The 19,562-nt window shown below is 56.7% G+C and carries 21 protein-coding genes; 15 read left to right on the forward strand and 6 right to left on the reverse strand.

Annotation, left to right across the window (positions count from 1 at the left end; translation table 11 throughout):
* Positions 1 to 30: 30 nt before the first annotated feature.
* Complete coding sequence (nadK, locus tag ACL2XG_RS22600) at positions 31 to 909, reverse strand: NAD(+) kinase (RefSeq protein WP_413721191.1); 879 nt, start codon at positions 907 to 909, stop codon at positions 31 to 33.
* Positions 910 to 1,032: 123 nt separating this feature from the next.
* On the opposite strand from nadK, the gene grpE reads away from it, so the two are divergent.
* Positions 1,033 to 1,629 carry a nucleotide exchange factor GrpE gene (gene grpE, locus ACL2XG_RS22605; RefSeq protein WP_413723482.1) on the forward strand — a complete coding sequence of 199 codons (597 nt, stop codon included), beginning with the start codon at positions 1,033 to 1,035 and terminating at the stop codon, positions 1,627 to 1,629.
* Between the two features lie 62 nt (positions 1,630 to 1,691).
* Here grpE and ung read toward each other — a convergent pair whose 3' ends face one another.
* Entirely contained in the window at positions 1,692 to 2,375 is a 684-nt protein-coding gene (gene ung, locus ACL2XG_RS22610) for a uracil-DNA glycosylase (protein WP_410013968.1), read from the reverse strand.
* Positions 2,376 to 2,714: 339 nt separating this feature from the next.
* Between ung and grcA the strand changes: the two genes are divergently transcribed.
* Positions 2,715 to 3,098: an autonomous glycyl radical cofactor GrcA gene (gene grcA / locus ACL2XG_RS22615; protein ID WP_410013969.1), complete on the forward strand. Its 384-nt coding sequence runs from the start codon at positions 2,715 to 2,717 to the stop codon at positions 3,096 to 3,098.
* A gap of 366 nt (positions 3,099 to 3,464) precedes the next feature.
* Here the strand turns inward: grcA and srmB are convergent, their stop codons facing one another.
* Positions 3,465 to 4,820 carry an ATP-dependent RNA helicase SrmB gene (srmB, locus tag ACL2XG_RS22620; protein ID WP_413721190.1) on the reverse strand — a complete coding sequence of 452 codons (1,356 nt, stop codon included), beginning with the start codon at positions 4,818 to 4,820 and terminating at the stop codon, positions 3,465 to 3,467.
* 132 nt (positions 4,821 to 4,952) lie between these two features.
* Here srmB and ACL2XG_RS22625 point away from each other — a divergent pair, with 132 nt between their 5' ends.
* A complete protein-coding gene (locus tag ACL2XG_RS22625; protein ID WP_413721189.1) occupies positions 4,953 to 5,750 on the forward strand; it encodes a tRNA1(Val) (adenine(37)-N6)-methyltransferase in 798 nt (265 codons plus the stop codon).
* Positions 5,751 to 5,782: 32 nt separating this feature from the next.
* Here ACL2XG_RS22625 and nadB read toward each other — a convergent pair whose 3' ends face one another.
* Positions 5,783 to 7,423: an L-aspartate oxidase gene (gene nadB, locus ACL2XG_RS22630; protein WP_410013972.1), complete on the reverse strand. Its 1,641-nt coding sequence runs from the start codon at positions 7,421 to 7,423 to the stop codon at positions 5,783 to 5,785.
* A 422-nt stretch (positions 7,424 to 7,845) separates the two neighbouring features.
* Here nadB and rpoE point away from each other — a divergent pair, with 422 nt between their 5' ends.
* From rpoE to acpS, 11 genes are all read left to right on the forward strand, one after another.
* A complete protein-coding gene (gene rpoE / locus ACL2XG_RS22635) occupies positions 7,846 to 8,421 on the forward strand; it encodes an RNA polymerase sigma factor RpoE (RefSeq protein ID WP_162368415.1) in 576 nt (191 codons plus the stop codon).
* Positions 8,422 to 8,449: 28 nt separating this feature from the next.
* Positions 8,450 to 9,103: an anti-sigma-E factor RseA gene (rseA, locus tag ACL2XG_RS22640; protein WP_410013973.1), complete on the forward strand. Its 654-nt coding sequence runs from the start codon at positions 8,450 to 8,452 to the stop codon at positions 9,101 to 9,103.
* Complete coding sequence (gene rseB / locus ACL2XG_RS22645; protein ID WP_413721188.1) at positions 9,103 to 10,068, forward strand: sigma-E factor regulatory protein RseB; 966 nt, start codon at positions 9,103 to 9,105, stop codon at positions 10,066 to 10,068. The genes rseA and rseB overlap by 1 nt, the downstream gene beginning before the upstream one ends.
* Positions 10,065 to 10,541: a SoxR-reducing system protein RseC gene (gene rseC / locus ACL2XG_RS22650; protein WP_413721187.1), complete on the forward strand. Its 477-nt coding sequence runs from the start codon at positions 10,065 to 10,067 to the stop codon at positions 10,539 to 10,541. The genes rseB and rseC overlap by 4 nt, the downstream gene beginning before the upstream one ends.
* A 298-nt stretch (positions 10,542 to 10,839) precedes the next feature.
* Complete coding sequence (gene lepA / locus ACL2XG_RS22655; RefSeq protein WP_410013976.1) at positions 10,840 to 12,639, forward strand: translation elongation factor 4; 1,800 nt, start codon at positions 10,840 to 10,842, stop codon at positions 12,637 to 12,639.
* A gap of 15 nt (positions 12,640 to 12,654) precedes the next feature.
* The gene (gene lepB / locus ACL2XG_RS22660) at positions 12,655 to 13,632 is read left to right on the forward strand and encodes a signal peptidase I (RefSeq protein WP_410013977.1); all 978 of its coding nucleotides are present in this window, start codon (positions 12,655 to 12,657) and stop codon (positions 13,630 to 13,632) included.
* Positions 13,633 to 13,817: 185 nt separating this feature from the next.
* Positions 13,818 to 14,498: a ribonuclease III gene (gene rnc, locus ACL2XG_RS22665; RefSeq protein ID WP_162368421.1), complete on the forward strand. Its 681-nt coding sequence runs from the start codon at positions 13,818 to 13,820 to the stop codon at positions 14,496 to 14,498.
* Entirely contained in the window at positions 14,495 to 15,400 is a 906-nt protein-coding gene (gene era / locus ACL2XG_RS22670) for a GTPase Era (RefSeq protein WP_410013978.1), read from the forward strand. The genes rnc and era overlap by 4 nt, the downstream gene beginning before the upstream one ends.
* An 11-nt stretch (positions 15,401 to 15,411) precedes the next feature.
* The gene (gene recO, locus ACL2XG_RS22675) at positions 15,412 to 16,158 is read left to right on the forward strand and encodes a DNA repair protein RecO (RefSeq protein ID WP_410013979.1); all 747 of its coding nucleotides are present in this window, start codon (positions 15,412 to 15,414) and stop codon (positions 16,156 to 16,158) included.
* A gap of 43 nt (positions 16,159 to 16,201) precedes the next feature.
* Positions 16,202 to 16,933 (forward strand): pyridoxine 5'-phosphate synthase, encoded by a 732-nt coding sequence (gene pdxJ, locus ACL2XG_RS22680; protein WP_410013980.1) that lies wholly within the window; start codon positions 16,202 to 16,204, stop codon positions 16,931 to 16,933.
* Complete coding sequence (acpS, locus tag ACL2XG_RS22685; RefSeq protein ID WP_410013981.1) at positions 16,933 to 17,319, forward strand: holo-ACP synthase; 387 nt, start codon at positions 16,933 to 16,935, stop codon at positions 17,317 to 17,319. The genes pdxJ and acpS overlap by 1 nt, the downstream gene beginning before the upstream one ends.
* 140 nt (positions 17,320 to 17,459) lie before the next feature.
* Here acpS and ACL2XG_RS22690 read toward each other — a convergent pair whose 3' ends face one another.
* On the reverse strand, positions 17,460 to 17,720 hold the full coding sequence (locus ACL2XG_RS22690) for a YfhL family 4Fe-4S dicluster ferredoxin (protein ID WP_410013982.1): 261 nt from the start codon (positions 17,718 to 17,720) through the stop codon (positions 17,460 to 17,462).
* A gap of 423 nt (positions 17,721 to 18,143) precedes the next feature.
* Positions 18,144 to 18,452 (reverse strand): hypothetical protein, encoded by a 309-nt coding sequence (locus ACL2XG_RS22695; RefSeq protein WP_413721186.1) that lies wholly within the window; start codon positions 18,450 to 18,452, stop codon positions 18,144 to 18,146.
* A gap of 605 nt (positions 18,453 to 19,057) precedes the next feature.
* On the opposite strand from ACL2XG_RS22695, the gene ACL2XG_RS22700 reads away from it, so the two are divergent.
* On the forward strand, positions 19,058 to 19,492 hold the full coding sequence (locus tag ACL2XG_RS22700; RefSeq protein ID WP_410013984.1) for a GtrA family protein: 435 nt from the start codon (positions 19,058 to 19,060) through the stop codon (positions 19,490 to 19,492).
* Positions 19,493 to 19,562: the final 70 nt, after the last annotated feature.

Raw genomic sequence — 19,562 nt, forward strand, 5'->3', positions numbered from 1 at the left:
TATATACAGTAAAGAAACGAATGCTGATTTTCAGAATAATTTTTTCGACCAGCCGAGCTTGGTGCTGAGCGTATTGAAATAGTTGTAATCATGGGGATGGACCAGATCCAGGTGATATTCGCTGCGCCGGATAAAAATTTCCTCGCCCTCCTGTATCGGCAGCGCGATCTGGCTGTCGCAGCTGATCTCCAGTTCGCTGCTGGCCTGGGAAAATTTCAGCCGGATGGTGCTGCTGCCGTTGATAACCAGCGGCCGGGAGGACAGGGTATGCGGAAACATCGGCACCAGGACGATGGCGTCCAGGGGCGGGGTCAGGATCGGGCCGCCGGCGGAGAGGGAATAGGCGGTGGAACCGGTCGGCGTGGCGATGATCAGGCCGTCGGAACGCTGCGAAAAGGCGAAGCTATCGTCGATATACACTTCAAATTCAATCATATGCGCCACCTTTCCAGGATGGAGCACCACTTCGTTGATGGCGGTGCTGAGCCGTCCGCACTCATTGCCCCGGCAGACCTGGGCCTCCAGTAAAAAACGCTGTTCGCAGCGGTAATTGCCCGCCAGCACGTCCGTAAGCTGCTGCAGCGCGGAATCGGGATCGAGATCGGTAAGAAAGCCCAGATTGCCGCGGTTGATGCCGATGACTTTAATATCGTACCGCGCCAGGATGCGCGCCGAGCCCAGCATATTGCCGTCGCCGCCCACCACCACCGCCAGATCGGCCCGCTGGCCGATATCCGCCAGGCTGCCGGTAATAGCGCCGGTAAGATCAAGGTCGCGGGCGATATGCTGCTCCATGATCACCTCATGTCCCTGCCCGATCAGCCAGTGGTACAACATCTCGTGCGTGGCCAGGGCGTTGGGATGACGCGGATGGCCGACAATGCCGATGCTTTTGAAAGGGGTGTTCATGTATTTGCTTTTCCTCGCCGTGTTTTGCTGACTACATTATGCGACATCCCTTGAATACCTGCTATTCATCCCCATAATAAGCGGAGTAGCAAGACTAAAAGGCTAAAACGCGGAGAACTCATGATGAGTAGTAAAGAACAGAAGATACCTGACGAGCAAGTCTCACAAGACATTACCACGGATGAGATGGATGCCGGGCAGCGGATGGACGCGGCGTCCGAGACGGAGAACGTCGTGGATCCGCGCGATGAGCGTATCGCCAGTCTGGAAGCCAAGCTGGAAGAATTGCAGCAGCGCGAGCGCGACAGCCTGCTGCGCGCCAAGGCGGAAATGGAAAATCTTCGTCGCCGCACCGAGCTGGATGTGGAAAAAGCCCATAAATTCGCCCTGGAAAAATTTGCCGGCGAACTGCTGCCGGTGATTGACAATCTGGAACGCGGCCTGGATATGGCCGATAAAAACAATAGCGAGCTGACCCCGCTTATCGAAGGCATCGAACTGACCCTGAAGTCGCTGCTGGACGTGGTGCGCAAGTACGGCATCGCCGTGGTCGACCAGACCCATGTGCCGTTCGATCCCGCGGTGCACCAGGCCATGACCATGCTGGAATCCGATGAGCACGAGCCAAACCATGTCATGATGATTATGCAAAAAGGCTACACCCTGAACGGCCGCCTGCTGCGTCCCGCCATGGTGGCGGTATCGAAAGCCAAGGCGTAGGATTTCCGCGCCCGCGAGCCGGTCGTCGAGCCCGATAACCGGCCCATTCCCTGTTCCCCCAGTTATTCCGACGGCAACCGCGGTTGCCAGTCAATCTCCGGTTTTCCCTGCTGTGCCAACAGGGCGTTGGCCCTGGAGAAATGCCCGCAGCCTAAGAAACCCCGGTGTGCCGACAGCGGCGACGGATGCGGCGCTTTCAGAATATGATGGCGTTGCGGGTCGATAATCGTGCCTTTTTTTTGCGCGTGCGATCCCCACAGCATAAAGACGATCCCCTCGCGCTGCTCGTTCAGCACGGCAATCACTTTATCGGTAAAGGTTTCCCAGCCCAGGCTGGCGTGGGAATGGGCCTTGCCCGCCTCGACGGTAAGCACGGTATTGAGCAGCATCACGCCTTGCCCGGCCCAGCTTTGCAGGCAGCCGTGCTCCGGTTTGGTAAAACCCGGAATATCATTGGCCAGCTCTTTGTAGATATTGACCAGCGAGGGCGGGGCGGGCACGCCCGGCCGGACGGAAAAGGACAGGCCGTGCGCCTGGTTGGGGCCGTGGTAGGGATCTTGCCCCAGTATCACCACCTTTACCGCGGCAAGTTCGGTGAAGCGGAACGCGTTGAATACGTCTTTTTGCGGGGGATAGATAATCTTGCCCGCCGCCCGCTCGCTGGCGACGAAGTTCAGCGTTTGCTGGAAATAGGGCTTGGTCTTCTCTTCGGCGAGCGCATCCCGCCAGGTTGGACTTTGTGTCATGGTACGCTCCATGTGGATTGGCGACTGGCGTTAGCTTACCGGCTTATGTCCGCAGGCGGAATCTTTTCCGCCGCCAGAGGCACGCCAACAAAATAAATAAAGCTTAAAAAAAAGTTAAATTAATGAAAGTGATAAATAACTCAAAAATTGATATAAAACAAAAACATGACTTTTTGATGCGTTTCTTTACTACGGATAAATTGATTTAAATCAAGGAAACGATGCCGATTGGCTGGTATACAGTCAGTTAGACAAATTGGTTTTACCAAATACCCAAGCAGCCGGTAGCCTACCGGACGACGACGGGCAGATTTTGTAGCCACACCATGGAGACATTCTATGATTATCGGAACTCAAATCACCAAGGCCGACAACAAAGCATTGGTTAACTCTTTCTGGCTGCTGGATAACAGCATTGAACAGGCCCGTTGCCTGTGTGCCGTTGCCGGCTACGCCGACGATCAGGTCGTTGCCTTAAGCGAACTGGGCAATATCGAATACCGTCAAATTCCGCTAGAAGCCAAGGAAACCGTACGCGTGGAAGGCGGCCAGCATCTGAATGTCAACGTGCTGACCCGTGAAACCCTGGAAGACGCCGTAGCCAACCCGGACAAATATCCGCAGCTGACCATCCGTGTCTCGGGCTATGCCGTGCGTTTTAACTCGCTGACGCCTGAACAGCAGCGCGATGTCATTACCCGTACCTTTACCGCCGCCCTTTAACGGCGTCGCGGTGTATAAAAGGGAGCCTAGGCTCCCTTTTTGATTTCCGCTATTTCCGCACGGCAAAAACCCTGTATTAAAATCAATATGTTGCGTTTAGAAATGCTGAATTCCCGTCTGGATCAAAATATGAATATTCACCCCCTGCGCCTATTTTGACCAATGCCATTTTATGGCAAAACTATCTTTAACCTAATGAAATAAATTGTTTTTTTCATTCATTTACGCCGCGCTTGTTTGTGGCGCGCGCAGCTTTCAGCCGGAAATTAGCTGATTTAGGCGAAAAATGGCTTAAGGCGTTGAAACTTACCCCTAAGGCGACAAAAAAGCCGCCCGTGCGGGCGGCTTTTCAGGGCGCGTGATGGTTTATTCATCATGCGGTTTTGGCGTAACGGCCGCCGCCGCATCCTCCGCGGCCGATTTTGGCGCCCGGCGTTTGCCGATATTGCGCTTATCGCGTAAACGCACCTTGACTTTAACCTTGTCCTTCATCTGGCTCAGCTCTTTTTTCTCTTTGCGTTTGGCCAGCACTTTTTTCGAAGGTTTACCGGTGGTTTTTTCGGCCGGCGCACGGGTGACGGGACGCAGTTCATCCACCACCCGCGCTTTCAGCGGCTCGTTCAGGTAGCGGCTGATTTTACCCAACAGCAGATGATCGTGCGCCTCCACCAGAGAAATGGCCGAGCCTTTGCGTCCGGCGCGGGCGGTACGGCCGATACGGTGCAGGTAGACGTCGGCGGTGGTCGGCAAATCGAAGTTGATGACATGGCTGATATCGTCGATATCCAGGCCGCGCGCCGCCACGTCCGTCGCCACCAGCACGTTCATCCGCCCGTCGGTCATGCGGTTGATGGCTTCATTGCGTTTGGCCTGCACCATTTCGCCTTCCAGATAGCATGTGGCGATGCCGGCCGCGTGCAGCCAGCCGACCAGTTCATGCACCCGCTCGCGTTTGCGTACGAAAACGATAGCCTTGGTCACGTCCGGCAGTTTGAGCAGATGGGCCAGCAGGGCGGTTTTATGTTTGATATCGTCGGCGCGATAATACCATTGGGTGATCTTTTTACGCTCGCGCCGTGAGGGCGATGCGTCGATTTCCACCGGATCGTTTAGCAGCCGCTCGGCGAAATCCTTGACCGCGTTGCCCTCCAGGGTGGCGGAAAACAACAGGGTCTGCTTGCGCCAGCGGGTTTCGGCGGCGATCAGCTCCACATCCTGCGCAAAACCCATTTCCAGCATGCGATCCGCTTCATCCAGGATCAGCGTTTCCACCGCGCGGCAGTCAAAATTTTCTTCCTTGATATATTGCAGCAGCCGGCCGGTGGTGGCCACCACGATATCCTGGTTGTCGCTGAACACGATGGCATGATTCATAAACGCCACGCCGCCGGTGATGGTGGCGATGTCCAGGTGCGTATGCGCGGCGAGTTCCTTGGCCTGTTCCGCCACCTGCATGGCCAGCTCGCGGGTAGGGGTGATAATCAGTACCCGCGGCGGGCCGGATTTCCGGCGGGGGAAATCAAGCAGGTGCTGCAATACCGGTAACAGATAGGCGGCGGTCTTGCCGGTACCGGTAGGCGCCGAACCCAATACGTCGCGCCCGTCCATCGCCGGCGGGATCGCTTCGGACTGAATGGCGGTGGGGCGCTCGTAACCTTTATCGCGCAGTGCGGCGATCAGGCTTTCATGCAGGTCGAGTTCGGAAAATTGGGTTACAGTCATGGTCTACCTCTGGTTGGGGCGCAGATTATAGACGGATCGCGGATAATCTTCATCTGTTTCCGCGCAAACGGATGATTTCATCCGCGGCCGGTTTGCCATAAAGTACCCCGATATGTCCCAAAGAGCCTAATAATGATCGAATCGTTAAAACAGACTATGCCGCTGCGCCGGGACGGTTTTACCTTCAGGCAATTTTTTGTCGCCCACGACCGTTGCGCAATGAAAGTGGGGACCGACGGCGTGCTGCTGGGGGCCTGGACGCCCCTGGGCACGGCGCGGCGGGTGCTGGATATCGGCGCCGGCTGCGGCCTGATCGCTCTGATGGTGGCGCAGCGCGCGGACCCTGGCGTGCGCATTGACGCCGTCGAGCTGGACCCCGCCGCCGCCGGACAGGCGGGGGAAAATTTCGCCGCCAGCCCGTGGTCGTCCCGCTTGCGCATTTTTAACGGCGATATACTGGACTTTGCGCCGCAGGCGACGCCGGGGTTTTCCGCGCAACGCGGCGGGAAAGAGGATCCCGGGGCGGGATATGGGCTGATCGTCAGCAATCCGCCTTATTTTCCGGTCGGTTTGGCCACCAGAAGCGCTGAGCGCGATAAGGCGCGTTACACGGCGACCCTGACCCACCGGCGCCTGCTGGATGCCGCGCGGCGGCTGGTGGCCCGCGACGGCCTGTTGACGCTGGTATTGCCGACCGCTACCGGCGAAGAGGTCATCGCCATGGCGCAGCGCGGGGGCTGGCATTTGCGTTATCGCACCGACGTGGCCGATCGCGCGGGAAAACCCTGTCATCGGGTGCTGCTGGGCTTTTCGCCGCAGGCGGGAGAACTGACGTATACGACATTGGCGCTGCGCGCTGGCGACGGCGCTTATTCCGCCGCCTATCGCGCACTGACCGACGGGTTTTATTTATCCCGGCCGGCAGGGTAGGACCGGCGGGCGGGCCGCCGGTTTGCCATGGATCAGGGATGCAGGATGGTCGGCTGCGGGTTGGCGGCCATTTCCGGATAATCCAGGGTGTAATGCAGGCCCCGGCTTTCTTTACGCAGCATGGCGCTCTTGACGATAAGCTCGGCCACCTGGGTCAGGTTGCGCACTTCCAGCAGGTTATTGGAGATACGGAAGTTGGAATAGTACTCGTCGATTTCCCGCTGCAGCAGGTTGATGCGATGCAGGGCGCGCTCCAGGCGTTTGGTGGTGCGCACGATGCCCACGTAATCCCACATAAATAGCCGCAGCTCGTGCCAGTTATGCTGTAGCACCACCTCCTCGTCGGAGTTGTCCACCCGGCTCTCATCCCAGGCCGGCAGCTGTTTGGCCAGCTTGATGGCTGGCAGGCGCGTGCGGATATCCTCCGAGGCCGACCAGCCGTAGACCAGGCATTCCAGCAAGGAATTGGACGCCAGGCGATTGGCGCCGTGCAGGCCGGTATAACTCACTTCGCCGATGGCGTAGAGCCCGTCGAGATCGGTGCGCCCGTGCTGATCCACCATTACGCCGCCGCAGGTATAGTGTGCCGCCGGCACGATGGGAATCGGCTCTTTGGTCAGATCGATATCCAGCGTCAGCAATTTTTGGTAAATCATCGGGAAATGCTGGCGGATAAAGTCCGCGGGCTTATGGCTGATATCCAGGTACATGCAGTCGGCGCCCAGGCGCTTCATTTCATGGTCGATGGCGCGGGCCACGATATCGCGCGGCGCCAGCTCGGCGCGCTCGTCGAAATCGGGCATAAAGCGCGAGCCGTCCGGACGTTTCAGGTAGGCGCCCTCGCCGCGCAGCGCCTCGGTAAGCAGGAAATTACGCGCCTGGGGATGGAACAGGCAGGTGGGGTGGAATTGGTTGAATTCCAGATTGGCCACCCGGCAACCGGCGCGCCAGGCCATGGCGATGCCGTCGCCAGACGAAATATCGGGATTGGTGGTGTACTGATAAACCTTCGAGGTGCCGCCAGTAGCCAGCACCACGGCTTTGGCCCGGCAGGTTTCCACGCGTTCCTTTTCGCGGTTCCAGATATAGGCGCCGACCACGCGCCGGGTGCCGGGCAGGCCGATTTTATTGGAACTGATCACATCCACCGCGTTGCAGCGTTCCATAATATGGATATTGGGATGATTGGCCGCCTGGGAAACCAGGGTGGTTTCCACCTCTTTGCCGGTGGCGTCCGCGGCGTGCAGGATGCGCCGGTGGCTATGGCCGCCCTCGCGGGTCAGGTGATAGCGCTCATCGGGAGACGTGCCGGCATGGTGTTCCGTTTCCACGCCGCCGGTGCCAGTGCCGGATTCCGTATCGAACAACACGCCCTGGTCTATCAGCCACTGTACGCAATGACGGGCGTTGCCGGCGATGAATTCCACCGCCTCGCGATCGCACAGGCCGGCGCCGGCGATCAGCGTATCCTCGACGTGGGAGGCGATAGTATCGGTTTCATCGAACACCGCCGCGATCCCGCCCTGGGCATAATAGGTTGATCCTTCGTTAAGCGGGCCCTTGCTTAAAACCATGACCTTACAATGTCCCGCGAGACGCAGCGCCAGTGAAAGACCGGCGGCGCCGCTGCCAATGACCAGCACGTCGGTTACATGTTCAGTTAAAGGTTGCATAATGGGGTGGTTACCCTGCCAGAAATAATAGTTTTCCGATGTTAGCACTGTATGATTTAGGGCTGAACCGCTAATTGCTGATATTTTACCCGTGGGGGTATTTACGCATGTTTACTGACATCCGGAGGATTTCACGGTACCCTGCGCTTTCAATAGGGTGCCGGGCGTAAACGTGCCGCTTCGGCAGAGTGATTTCAGGATTCTGACACTATAAAACTTTATTTCATGATAGTCTGACTGCTTCCCGGCCAACGTGCTGGCGCGCCGAGATCCGTCCCCGATTACATTTAACAAAAAAGACAGGCGGGACGGAACTTTATGTATAGCGTAAACTCCAAACGGGAGCTTGCTCGTGTTATGGGTTTAGAGGCTGGCGGTACTATTTTTCGCGTGGAGATAAATTTGAGGAGAATTTACCTCGGATGAGCGAGCAGTTAACGGATCAGGTGCTGGTTGAACGGGTACAAAAAGGCGACCAAAAAGCGTTCAATTTACTGGTCGTTCGTTACCAGCACAAAGTGGCGAGCCTGGTATCCCGATATGTTCCCCAGGGGGATGTGCCGGATGTGGCCCAGGAATCGTTTATCAAAGCTTATCGCGCCCTCGAGTCATTTCGGGGGGATAGCGCTTTTTATACATGGTTGTATCGTATCGCTGTTAACACGGCTAAAAATTATCTGGTTGCTCAGGGCCGGCGCCCACCGTCAAGCGATGTGGACGCCAACGACGCCGAAAATTATGAAAGTGCCGGCGCGTTGAAAGAAATATCGAACCCTGAGAATTTAATGTTGTCTGAAGAGTTGCGACAGATAGTGTTTCGCACTATCGAAGGGCTTCCCGAAGATTTGCGTATGGCAATCACGCTTCGGGAACTGGATGGCCTGAGCTATGAAGAGATAGCGTCCATCATGGATTGCCCGGTGGGAACGGTAAGATCGCGAATCTTCCGTGCGCGCGAAGCTATTGACAACAAAATTCAACCGCTGATTCAGCGATAACGATGGCGGCAGGAGAAGGTACCCACGCATGCATAACGAAAAGCTTTCCGCTCTTATGGATGGGGAGTCGTTCGATAACGAACTGCTCAACGAATTATCCAGGGATGATAAGTTACAACAAAGCTGGCAACGGTATCATCTGATTCGCGATACCCTGCGCGGGGACATCGGCGCGACGCTGCATCTCGATATCGCCGACCGCGTCGCGCAGGCTATCGCCCGTGAGCCGGTCCGCCTGGTGCCCGATGCGGTCAAGGAATCGCAGCCGCAGCCCGAGACCTGGCACAAGCTGCCGTTCTGGCATAAAGCCCGTCCCTGGGCCGCGCAGATTACGCAAATCGGCCTGGCCGCGTGCGTGTCGCTGGCGGTGATTGTGGGCGTGCAACACTATAACCAGCCGGTCAACAACGATACCCAGCCGGAAGCGCCGGTGTTCAATACGCTGCCGATGATGGGCCAGGCGTCTCCGGTCAGCCTGGGCGTGCCTTCGGCGACCAACACCGCTGATAACGGTTCCCAGCAGCAGGTGCAGGAACAGCGCAAGCGTATCAACGCCATATTGCAGGATTATGAACTGCAGCGTCGGGTTCACTCCACGCAGTTGCAATTCGACCAGCATGAAACCCAGCAGGCCGCGGTACAGGTGCCTGGTACCCAGTCTTTAGGAATGCAACCGCAGTAATGAAGCCATTTTGGTGTGCTGTGTGTTTAATGACAGGCAGCCTGCTCTTTTCCTCCAGCGCGACCGCCGCCGATACGCCGGCCATGGCGCCCGGGGCGTTGTTGCAGCAGATGAGCCAGGCCAGCCAGTCATTGAATTATGAGTTTGCTTTTGTCAGCGTCAGCAAGCAGGGTGTCGACTCCTTACGCTTTCGTCACGCGGTGTATCAAAAACATCGCCTGGCCCAGCTGCTGCAAATGGACGGTCCCCGCCGCGAAATCTTACAGCGTGATAACGAGATCAGCTTTTTCGAGCCTGGTCTGGAGCCTTTTACGCTGGCCGGCGATCATATCGTTGATTCTCTCCCTTCTATCGTTTACGCTGATTTTGAACGCCTGGCCCAATTCTACGATTTTATTCCTGTCGGCCGCACCCGGGTTACCGATCGTCTGTGCGACGTGGTACGGGTCGTGGCGCGGGACGGCACGCGATTTGGTTATGTGCTGTGGATTGACGCCGCCACCAAATTGCCGCTGCGCGCCGATCTGCTCGATCGCGACGGCGAGGCGCTTGAACAGTTTCGCGTGATCTCGTTTATCGTGGATCCGCAGGTGCAGTCCCTGATGCAGGGTCTGGAAACGGTCAACCTGCCGCCGCTGCTGGCTATGCCCGCCTCGGAGAAAGCGGAGTTTGACTGGACGACCAACTGGCTGCCGGCGGGCGTGAGTGAAGTCTCACGCAGCCGCCGTACATTGCCCGGCATTAACGTGCCTATCGAGACCAGGCTGTTTACCGACGGATTGTTCAGTTTCTCGGTAAATGTCTCGCCGGCGCAGCAGGGCGACGCGGAGCGGTTTATCCGCACCGGCCGGCGCACCATACACACCGAGGTGCGCGACAATAAAGACATTACCGTTGTCGGCGAATTGCCTCCGGCTACCGCCAAACGCATTGCCGACGGCGTTTTATTTAAGGCGCAACCATGATCAAAGAATGGGCGACGGTTATCTCCTGGCAGCAGGGTGTGGCGCAACTGCGCTGCGAACAGCGTTCCGGCTGCGGCAGCTGCCACGCCAGCAGCAGTTGCGGCACCAGCATCCTCAATAAAATGGGGGCTGACTCAGCGCATCAGCTAAAGGTGGAAAGCAAGCATCCGCTGGTACCGGGGCAGCGGGTGGAAGTCGGCATCACCGAGGCCAGCCTGATCCGTTCTGCGCTGCTGGTCTATATGCTGCCGCTGGTGGGCCTGATCGGCTGCGCGGCCATTATGCAAGGCTGGTTTAATACCGACCTCGCCGCGGCCTGCGGCGGGCTTATGGGCGGTGTCGGCGGGTTTATGCTGGCGCGGTTTTTTGCCCGGCGCATCGGCAACGACCGCGAATACCAGCCGGTGATTTTGCAAGTCGCGCTGCCGCCGTCCTCGTTTTATCTCCGCCGTGAAACCCCATCCAGGGACTAAGGCCGTCTGGCCTTGCGGCCCCCATTACGACTTATGCCACTCCATACCATGATTAAAGCCGACGTCATTGCGCCTGATGATCTTCGCCGATGGCAATCTTGAGTAGCGCGAGGGATCGCGGGCATGGCTCGGCGATGCGGGAAGGGGGCTGTCATCGATGCTAACAGCGCCCACCTTTAATGATTTGTCCTTTCAGTGTAAGATGCCTCCATATTTTCACGGGTGGTTTGTACTTGTGCCCACGTCCGTGCCCATTGTCCTATTTTTTATCAAAAATACCCGAGAAAATTCCTTATAAATGAAGAACATTCGTAATTTCTCCATTATTGCCCATATCGACCATGGTAAGTCGACCCTATCCGACCGGCTGATCCAGACCTGCGGCGGCCTGGCGGAACGTGAAATGGAAGCCCAGGTCCTGGATTCCATGGACCTGGAGCGTGAACGCGGCATTACCATCAAGGCCCAGAGCGTAACGCTCGACTACAAAGCCAACGACGGCCAGATTTATCATCTTAATTTTATCGACACGCCGGGCCATGTGGATTTTTCCTATGAGGTTTCCCGTTCCCTGGCCGCCTGCGAAGGCGCGCTGCTGGTGGTGGACGCGGGGCAGGGCGTGGAAGCGCAGACCCTGGCCAACTGCTATACCGCCATGGAAATGAATCTGGAGGTGGTGCCGGTTCTGAACAAAATCGATTTACCCGCCGCCGATCCCGACCGGGTAGCACAGGAAATCGAGGATATCGTCGGCATCGACGCCACCGACGCGGTGCGCTGTTCGGCCAAGACCGGCGTGGGCATCCCCGAACTGCTGGAGCGGCTGGTGCGCGATATCCCGCCTCCGCAGGGCGACGCGGAAGCGCCCCTGCAGGCGCTGATTATCGATTCCTGGTTTGATAACTATCTGGGCGTGGTGTCGCTGGTGCGGGTGAAAAACGGCACCCTGCGCAAGGGCGACAAAATCAAGGTGATGAGCACCGGCCTGACTTATAACGCCGACCGGGTGGGCATATTCACCCCCAAACGCATCGATCGCGATATTCTCAGGTGCGGCGAGGTGGGCTGGCTGGTGTGCGCCATCAAGGATATCCTGGGCGCGCCGGTGGGCGATACCCTGACCCTGGCCCGCCAGCCCGCCGATAAGGCGCTGCCGGGCTTTAAAAAGGTCAAACCGCAGGTGTATGCGGGCATGTTCACCATCAGCTCCGACGACTATGAGGCGTTCCGCGACGCGCTGGGCAAACTCAGCCTCAACGATGCCTCGTTATTCTACGAGCCGGAAAGCTCCACCGCCCTGGGTTTTGGTTTTCGCTGCGGCTTCCTCGGCCTGCTGCATATGGAGATCATCCAGGAACGGCTGGAACGCGAATACGACCTGGAGCTTATCACCACCGCGCCCACGGTAATCTACGAAGTCGTGACCACCGATAACCAGACCATTTACGTCGACAGCCCGTCCAAGCTGCCGCCGCTGAATAATATCCTCGAGCTGCGCGAGCCTATCGCCGAATGCCACATGCTGTTGCCGCAGGAGTTCCTGGGCAATGTGATCACCTTGTGCATCGAGAAACGCGGTATGCAGACCAATATGGTCTATCACGGCAACCAGGTGGCGTTGACCTATGACATTCCCATGTCGGAGGTGGTGCTGGACTTCTTCGACCGGCTGAAATCCACTTCGCGCGGCTACGCCTCGCTGGACTACGGTTTTAAGCGGTTCCAGACCTCGGACATGGTGCGGGTGGATATCCTTATCAACGGCGAACGGGTGGATGCCCTGGCCCTGATCACCCACCGCGACAATTCCCAGCGCCGCGGCCGCGATATCGTGGAAAAAATGCAGGAGCTGATCCCGCGCCAACAGTTCGATATCGCCATTCAGGCCGCCATCGGCAATCACATTATTGCCCGTTCCACCATTAAGCAATTACGTAAGAATGTCCTGGCGAAATGTTACGGCGGCGATGTCAGCCGTAAAAAGAAATTGCTGCAAAAACAGAAAGAAGGCAAGAAGCGCATGAAGCAGGTGGGGAACGTCGAGCTCCCGCAGGAAGCGTTCCTGGCGATCCTGCACGTTGGCAAAGACAGTAAATAACCCAAAGGAGTTGGCATGGCAAATATGTTTGCCCTGATCCTGGCAATAGCCACCTTGATAACCGGCATTATCTGGTGCGTGGATCGATTTAAACTGGCACCGGCGCGCCGCATCAGGCAGGCGCAGTTAAGCACGGCCGCGGAAGGTGACGCGGCGCAGAACAAGGCCTTGCTGAAAAAGGCCAAACAGCCGGGCTGGGTTGAAACCTGCGGTTCCATATTCCCGGTATTATTGGTGGTATTTATTGTACGATCATTTATTTACGAGCCGTTTCAAATTCCTTCCGGTTCCATGATGCCGACGCTGCTGGTGGGGGATTTTATCCTGGTGGAAAAATTTGCCTATGGCATCAAGAATCCCATTACCCAGACGACGCTGATACCGACCGGTCATCCGCAGCGCGGGGACATCGTGGTATTTAAATATCCGCCCGATCCCAAGCTGGATTATATTAAACGGGTGATTGGTTTACCGGGCGATCGGATTATTTACGATCCCCTGAACAAAAGCGTGACGGTACAGCCGGGCTGCGCCAATAATTCGTCCTGTTCCAGCGCATTAGCGGTGACTTATAGCGACATGGCGCCGAGCGATTTTGTCCAGACCTTTGATTCCACCGGCAGCGGCGAGTCCGCCACCGGCTTCCTGCAGGTCCCGCCCGATCAGCAGGTGGACGGCGGCATCCGCCTGGCGGAGCGCACCGAGACCCTGGGCAACGTGACGCACCATATCCTGACGGTGCCGGGCCAGCAGGATCAGGTGGGAATGTATTACCACCAGCGCAATCAGCAACTGGCGGAATGGTCGGTACCGGACGGGCAGTATTTTATGATGGGCGATAATCGCGACGACAGCGCCGACAGCCGTTTCTGGGGATTTGTTCCGGAAAAAAACCTGGTTGGCAAAGCGACCGCGATTTGGATGAGTTTTGAAAAACAAGAAGGTCAATGGCCCACCGGCGTGCGTTTACGGCGGATTGGTGCAATACATTAATCAAATACGTTTTTTAAGCGAAGCATTATTATGCTTCCCGTTGTAGAATACCCCCTTCTGGCAATAAAGACTGGCCCCCGATTCGGGGGCCACTGCACACGAAACAGCTTTGATCCGGTATTGTCCCGACAGGCCTGTTCCGTCTGCTGTAGTTATTTGACGCATGGTTGAGTTATTGGTAACGCATGAATCCCATCTTAATAAACAGGCTCCAGAAAAAACTGGGCTACACTTTTCAACAGCATGAGCTTTTGTTACAGGCCCTGACACACCGAAGCGCCAGCAGCAAACATAACGAACGGCTGGAATTCCTGGGGGATTCCATATTGAGTTTTGTTATCGCCAATGCGCTGTACCTGCGTTTTCCGCGGGTGGACGAAGGCGATATGAGCCGGATGCGCGCTACGCTGGTGCGTGGCAATACCCTGGCCGAGATGGCGCGCGAGTTTGAACTCGGCGAGTGCCTGCGCCTGGGGCCGGGCGAATTGAAAAGCGGCGGATTTCGCCGCGAATCCATTCTAGCCGATACGGTGGAAGCGCTTATTGGCGGTATTTTTCTTGATAGCGATATTGAAAATATCGAACGCCTGATCCTCAATTGGTATCAAAGCCGCCTGGACGAAATCAGCCCCGGCGACAAACAAAAGGATCCGAAGACCCGGCTGCAGGAATATTTGCAGGGGCGCCATTTGCCGTTACCGACTTATCTGGTGGTTCAGGTGCGTGGCGAGGCGCATGACCAGGAATTTACTATTCACTGCCATGTCAGTGGCTTGCCGGAACCCGTCGTGGGCAATGGCTCAAGCCGCCGTAAAGCCGAACAGTCAGCCGCCGAGCAGGCGCTGAAAGAGCTGGAGCTTGAATGAACGAAGATAAAACCTATTGTGGATTCGTGGCGATTGTCGGACGGCCTAACGTGGGCAAGTCCACCCTGCTGAACCAGTTCCTGGGGCAGAAGATCTCCATTACCTCGCGCAAGCCGCAAACCACGCGCCACCGCATTATGGGCATTCATACCGAGGGGCCTTACCAGGCCGTCTACGTCGACACCCCCGGGCTGCATATTGAAGAAAAACGCGCCATTAACCGGTTAATGAACCGCGCCGCCAGCAGCTCCATGGGCGATGTGGAACTGGTGATTTTTGTCGTGGAAGGCACCCATTGGACGCCGGACGATGAAATGGTGGTCAACAAGCTGCGCGGCGTAAACTGCCCGGTGGTGCTGGCCATCAATAAAGTGGACAACGTCACCGACAAAAGCAAGCTGCTGCCGCATATCACGTTCCTCAGCCAGCAGATGGATTTTCTTGATGTGGTGCCTATTTGCGCCGAAACCGGGATGAATGTCGATACTCTCGCGGGCATAGTGCGTAAGCATATGCCCGAGGGCGAACATCAGTTCCCGGAAGAATATGTCACCGACCGCTCGCAGCGGTTTATGGCCTCGGAAATCATTCGCGAAAAGCTGATGCGTTTCCTGGGCGAAGAGCTGCCGTATTCGGTGACGGTCGAGATTGAGCGTTTTATCACCAACGAGCGCGGCGGTTATGATATCCACGGCCTGATTCTGGTGGAGCGCGAAGGCCAGAAGAAAATGGTTATCGGCAACGGCGGCGCCAAGATCAAGACCATCGGTATCGAAGCCCGTCAGGATATGGAAACCATGTTCGAGAACAAGGTGCATCTTGAACTGTGGGTCAAGGTTAAATCCGGCTGGGCCGATGATGAACGCGCCTTGAAAAGCCTGGGTTACGGCGACGACGTCTGAGGAATCCGCCGATGGAAGGCTGGCAGCGCGCATTCGTCCTGCATGGACGCCACTATAGCGAAACCAGCCTGCTGTTGGATTTTTTTACCGAAAACGACGGACGGGTGCGTATCCTGGCCAAAGGGGCGCGCTCCCGGCGTTCCGCCCTTAAAGGCGTGCTGCAGCCGTTTACGCCGTTGCTGATCCGCTGGAGCGGACGCGGCGAGGTGAAAACCCTGCGCAGCGCCGAACCGGTCTCCATGGGACTGCCTCTTACCGGCCTGATGCTCTACAGCGGCCTTTACACCAACGAACTGCTTTCCCGCGTGCTGGCGCACGAAACCGATTACTCCTCGCTGTTTTTTGATTACCTGCACTGCCTGCAAACCCTGGCCGGCGCCAGCGGCTCGCCTGAACCCGCGCTCCGGCGCTTTGAGCTGGCCCTGCTCGGGCACCTCGGCTACGGCGTGGATTTCCTGCACTGCGCCGGCAGCGGCGAACCGGTCAGCGATGAGATGACCTATCGCTACCGCGAGGAAAAAGGGTTTATCGCCAGCGTTATCATCGATCATTACAGCTTTACCGGCCGCGAGCTGCGCTCGCTGGCCGCGCGTGAATTCGCCGATATCGCCACCCTGCGCGCCGCCAAACGCTTTACCCGCATGGCCCTCAAACCCTACCTGGGCGGCAAGCCGCTGAAAAGCGCCGAGCTGTTTCGTCAGTTCATGGCCCGGAAACCCCCGCTGAAAACGTTGCCCAACGGCGGCCCCTCCAGTTAAACTGAGATCTTTGGATCCACGCGTCACAGTAACCGAGGATGGTATGTCAGCACTGTTGTTAGGCGTCAATATCGATCATATCGCCACCCTGCGCAACGCGCGCGGCACGGCTTATCCCGATCCGGTGCAGGCGGCGTTTATCGCCGAGCAGGCCGGGGCCGACGGCATCACCGTGCATTTGCGCGAAGATCGCCGCCATATCACCGATCGTGACGTGCGCCTGTTGCGTGAAACGCTGCATACCCGCATGAACCTGGAAATGGCGGTAACGGACGAGATGGTCGCCATCGCCTGCGCCACGCGTCCCGACTTCTGCTGCCTGGTGCCGGAAAAACGCCAGGAAGTCACCACCGAAGGCGGGCTGGACGTGGCCGGACAGCGGGCGAAAATGGCCGATGCTGTGGCGCGCCTTGCGGCGGCCGGCATCCAGGTTTCATTATTTATCGACGCCGACGAGGGACAAATCGCCGCCGCCGCCGCCGTTGGCGCTCCGTATATTGAAATCCATACCGGCGCCTATGCCGACGCCGCGAATGACCACGCGCGCCAGGTTGAATACGAACGTATCCGGCAGGCCGCGGTCTATGCCGCCGGCCTGGGCTTAAAAGTCAATGCCGGCCATGGCCTGACCTATCATAATGTCCAGCCGATCGCGGCGCTGCCGCAGATGCATGAGCTTAATATCGGCCATGCCATTATCGGCCGCGCGGTCATGAGCGGCCTGGCCGGCGCGGTGGCGGAAATGAAACGGCTGATGCTCGCGGCGCGCGCCTGATGGCTATCCTCGGCATCGGCACCGATATCGTTGAGATTGAGCGAATCGAGGCCGTGGTGGAGCGCAGCGGCGACCGCTTCGCGCGCCGCATTCTCAGCGACGCGGAGTGGGCGCAGTACCAGGCCCATCGGCAGCCGATACGCTTCCTGGCGAAACGTTTTGCGGTAAAAGAGGCGGCGGCCAAGGCTTTCGGCACCGGCATCCGCAACGGGCTGGCGTTTGCGCAATTTGAGGTGGTCAATGATGTACTGGGTAAACCCGGCCTGAAACTCTATTTACAGGCCGCCGCGCTGGCGATTAGCCTCGGGGTCACCAGCGTCCACGTTACGCTTGCCGACGAACGGCGCTACGCCTGCGCGACGGTGATTATCGAGGGCCAGGGCTGAAATCAGGGCGATAGGGAACCGGCACGGCAGGGGATAACCCAGGCCGGCATCAGGGCGATTATCGACGCGCGGGCGGCAATGACGGGTTGCAGGGGGATGGCGCTTTATCTGGCTGGCAGAGAACGTCTGGCGCGTGGCCGTCAGAGTCGATCGCCGTGGTACATGACGACAAATTTTTCCCATAGCTGTTCGCTGCTCTCGCTACGCGCGGGATCCGGCAGGATGGTATTATCGATCGGGCACACTTTCTGACAGGTGGGCGTGTCGTAATGGCCGACGCACTCGGTGCAGCGGTTGGGGTCGATCTCGTATATCTGCGCGCCCATGGTAATGGCCTGGTTCGGGCATTCCGGCTCGCACATATCGCAATTAATGCACTTCTTGGTAATGAATAAAGCCATATCAATAACTTAGGTAATATCTTATTATAAATCATCAAGAGGACGGGTTGCTTATCAGCACGCCATTGTGAAAAGCATGTGTATTAATACAGTTTAAATCACATTAAAAACCAAAGCAGCAAAGGATTTTTAATGACGGGCACAGTACCACAAAGTACGTTAAAGGCCAATAATACGGGATTTTTAGCCGCAACCGCGTTCAGGCACGGCGGTAAACCGCCTGACGCAGGCGCGCGGTGAAGTCGGTGTTGCGGCGGCTAAAAATCATTTTTGCCCCCGCGCTGAATAAGTACCTGTGGCCCAAGGACGAAAAGAGCACCCCCCCGTATCTCATTATCCGGCCATGGCTTCAAGGTACTTTGCTTAACGCTACAATAGATTTTTAATAGCATACCTGCCGTTTTCACGCACAGGCGGCCTTTTTTATATCATCCGGCATAAATAGCCGCCGCCTGGGAAATAGGTGCCATCGTATTTCTTCGGGTGCGGGTGGTAGCCGATGGCTTTACCGTTGCCATCGCGGGCACAGGCGTTATCACCTTCCTGCTGCTGGTTCTTTGGTACGGCTCCGAATAATCCCGGATCGTTCCAAAATTGTTTTTGACCGGCGGCCGTGACGATTTTTGGTGAAACGCTGGAAGGCTGTTCTCCCGGCGTCCCGCTTAAATAGCTGCATCCTGAAGACATAAGGATTAAAAAAGACAAGGGTATTAAAAAAATAGATTTATTCATTGTTATTTATTCCTGGGTATGTTTGTTCTACCCGAAACCCTGGAAAGGGTTCCTGGTCGCAAAATGGTTATTTTATTTTTTAAACTTTGATGCTTTTCTGTTAAAAAATATAACGGCGTCAGTTTGCATGTGAGCCCAGTGATATTCAATAAAGAGGGGATGAAAAGTGAGTGAAATTTAAATGCATATGAAATTTTATAAGTAAAATAATGATGTGAAATGAATGTCCTATAACGCTTATCAGGATAAAGTGACGTTTTTATAATCAATATTGCGACGATTTTTATCAATGTCCCCTTGCATTAACTCCCTTTCTTATTATGACCTCTGGCGGTGCGCTTGACGTTTACATCAGCATTATCCGCCTGGCGGCGGCGCCCGGGGGTTGCACACTTCCGGCGGTGCTTTATCTCACGGGCCAAACGTGGTTATCATTTATTGACGCGGCTTTTGGCAAAACGGTTTTACGCTCAGGAAAGGAGGCCGCTGGCGTGAATTTGAGATACAGTATCGGCAATGCTCCTGCGCTTCGCGGCGCCCAGACAAAAAATCAACATGGCCGGCCCTGATGCCTTATGGGCAGCAGCACACGTTGAGTGGAAAATATGCAAAAAATTAAAGAACTGTTCTTCTTCGGTATGATTGGTGGTGTCGGTTTTATCGTCGACTCGGGAGTGCTGTATCTATTAAAGGATGCGTTAGGCCTGTATGCCGGACGCGGGGTGTCTTTTGTCTGCGCGGTGCTGACCACGTGGATCCTGAATAAAATGATTACCTTTCGCCAAAGCCGCAGCGGTCGCTCTGCCCTGTCCGAGGCCATCAGGTACGGTATATGTATGCTTAGCGGCGGGGCGGTCAATTACCTGACCTATTGGTTTCTGGTGTCCTGTTATGCCTTGGTACAGCAGTACCCGATTTTGGGGGTGGCGGCGGGTAGCCTGACCGGGATGGTATTTAACTATTCCACCGCCCGGTTTTTTATCTTTAATCAGAAAACCCGCCTGCCGGCGTCCCCTGACGGCAAGCCGAACCCGCGCTGACCGCGACGGGGCTACGCCTTTGGCACGGGCGCATTGAATGCTGAAACCGGCTGGGGATGCGGCCGGGGCC

Source organism: Sodalis sp. RH24, from assembly GCF_047324145.1.
Lineage (GTDB): Bacteria > Pseudomonadota > Gammaproteobacteria > Enterobacterales > Enterobacteriaceae > Acerihabitans.

Coding starts and splice junctions, on each gene's coding strand:
- ung (WP_410013968.1), bottom strand. CDS start 2,375: ATGACACAAAGTCCAACCTGGCGGGATGCGCTCGCCGAAGAGAAGACC.
- ACL2XG_RS22695 (WP_413721186.1), bottom strand. CDS start 18,452: ATGAATAAATCTATTTTTTTAATACCCTTGTCTTTTTTAATCCTTATG.
- lepB (WP_410013977.1), top strand. CDS start 12,655: ATGGCAAATATGTTTGCCCTGATCCTGGCAATAGCCACCTTGATAACC.
- recO (WP_410013979.1), top strand. CDS start 15,412: ATGGAAGGCTGGCAGCGCGCATTCGTCCTGCATGGACGCCACTATAGC.
- rseC (WP_413721187.1), top strand. CDS start 10,065: ATGATCAAAGAATGGGCGACGGTTATCTCCTGGCAGCAGGGTGTGGCG.
- nadK (WP_413721191.1), bottom strand. CDS start 909: ATGAACACCCCTTTCAAAAGCATCGGCATTGTCGGCCATCCGCGTCAT.
- rnc (WP_162368421.1), top strand. CDS start 13,818: ATGAATCCCATCTTAATAAACAGGCTCCAGAAAAAACTGGGCTACACT.
- ACL2XG_RS22625 (WP_413721189.1), top strand. CDS start 4,953: ATGATCGAATCGTTAAAACAGACTATGCCGCTGCGCCGGGACGGTTTT.
- rseA (WP_410013973.1), top strand. CDS start 8,450: ATGCATAACGAAAAGCTTTCCGCTCTTATGGATGGGGAGTCGTTCGAT.
- ACL2XG_RS22690 (WP_410013982.1), bottom strand. CDS start 17,720: ATGGCTTTATTCATTACCAAGAAGTGCATTAATTGCGATATGTGCGAG.
- nadB (WP_410013972.1), bottom strand. CDS start 7,423: ATGCAACCTTTAACTGAACATGTAACCGACGTGCTGGTCATTGGCAGC.
- lepA (WP_410013976.1), top strand. CDS start 10,840: ATGAAGAACATTCGTAATTTCTCCATTATTGCCCATATCGACCATGGT.
- pdxJ (WP_410013980.1), top strand. CDS start 16,202: ATGTCAGCACTGTTGTTAGGCGTCAATATCGATCATATCGCCACCCTG.
- acpS (WP_410013981.1), top strand. CDS start 16,933: ATGGCTATCCTCGGCATCGGCACCGATATCGTTGAGATTGAGCGAATC.
- ACL2XG_RS22700 (WP_410013984.1), top strand. CDS start 19,058: ATGCAAAAAATTAAAGAACTGTTCTTCTTCGGTATGATTGGTGGTGTC.
- rseB (WP_413721188.1), top strand. CDS start 9,103: ATGAAGCCATTTTGGTGTGCTGTGTGTTTAATGACAGGCAGCCTGCTC.
- grpE (WP_413723482.1), top strand. CDS start 1,033: ATGAGTAGTAAAGAACAGAAGATACCTGACGAGCAAGTCTCACAAGAC.
- era (WP_410013978.1), top strand. CDS start 14,495: ATGAACGAAGATAAAACCTATTGTGGATTCGTGGCGATTGTCGGACGG.
- rpoE (WP_162368415.1), top strand. CDS start 7,846: ATGAGCGAGCAGTTAACGGATCAGGTGCTGGTTGAACGGGTACAAAAA.
- srmB (WP_413721190.1), bottom strand. CDS start 4,820: ATGACTGTAACCCAATTTTCCGAACTCGACCTGCATGAAAGCCTGATC.
- grcA (WP_410013969.1), top strand. CDS start 2,715: ATGATTATCGGAACTCAAATCACCAAGGCCGACAACAAAGCATTGGTT.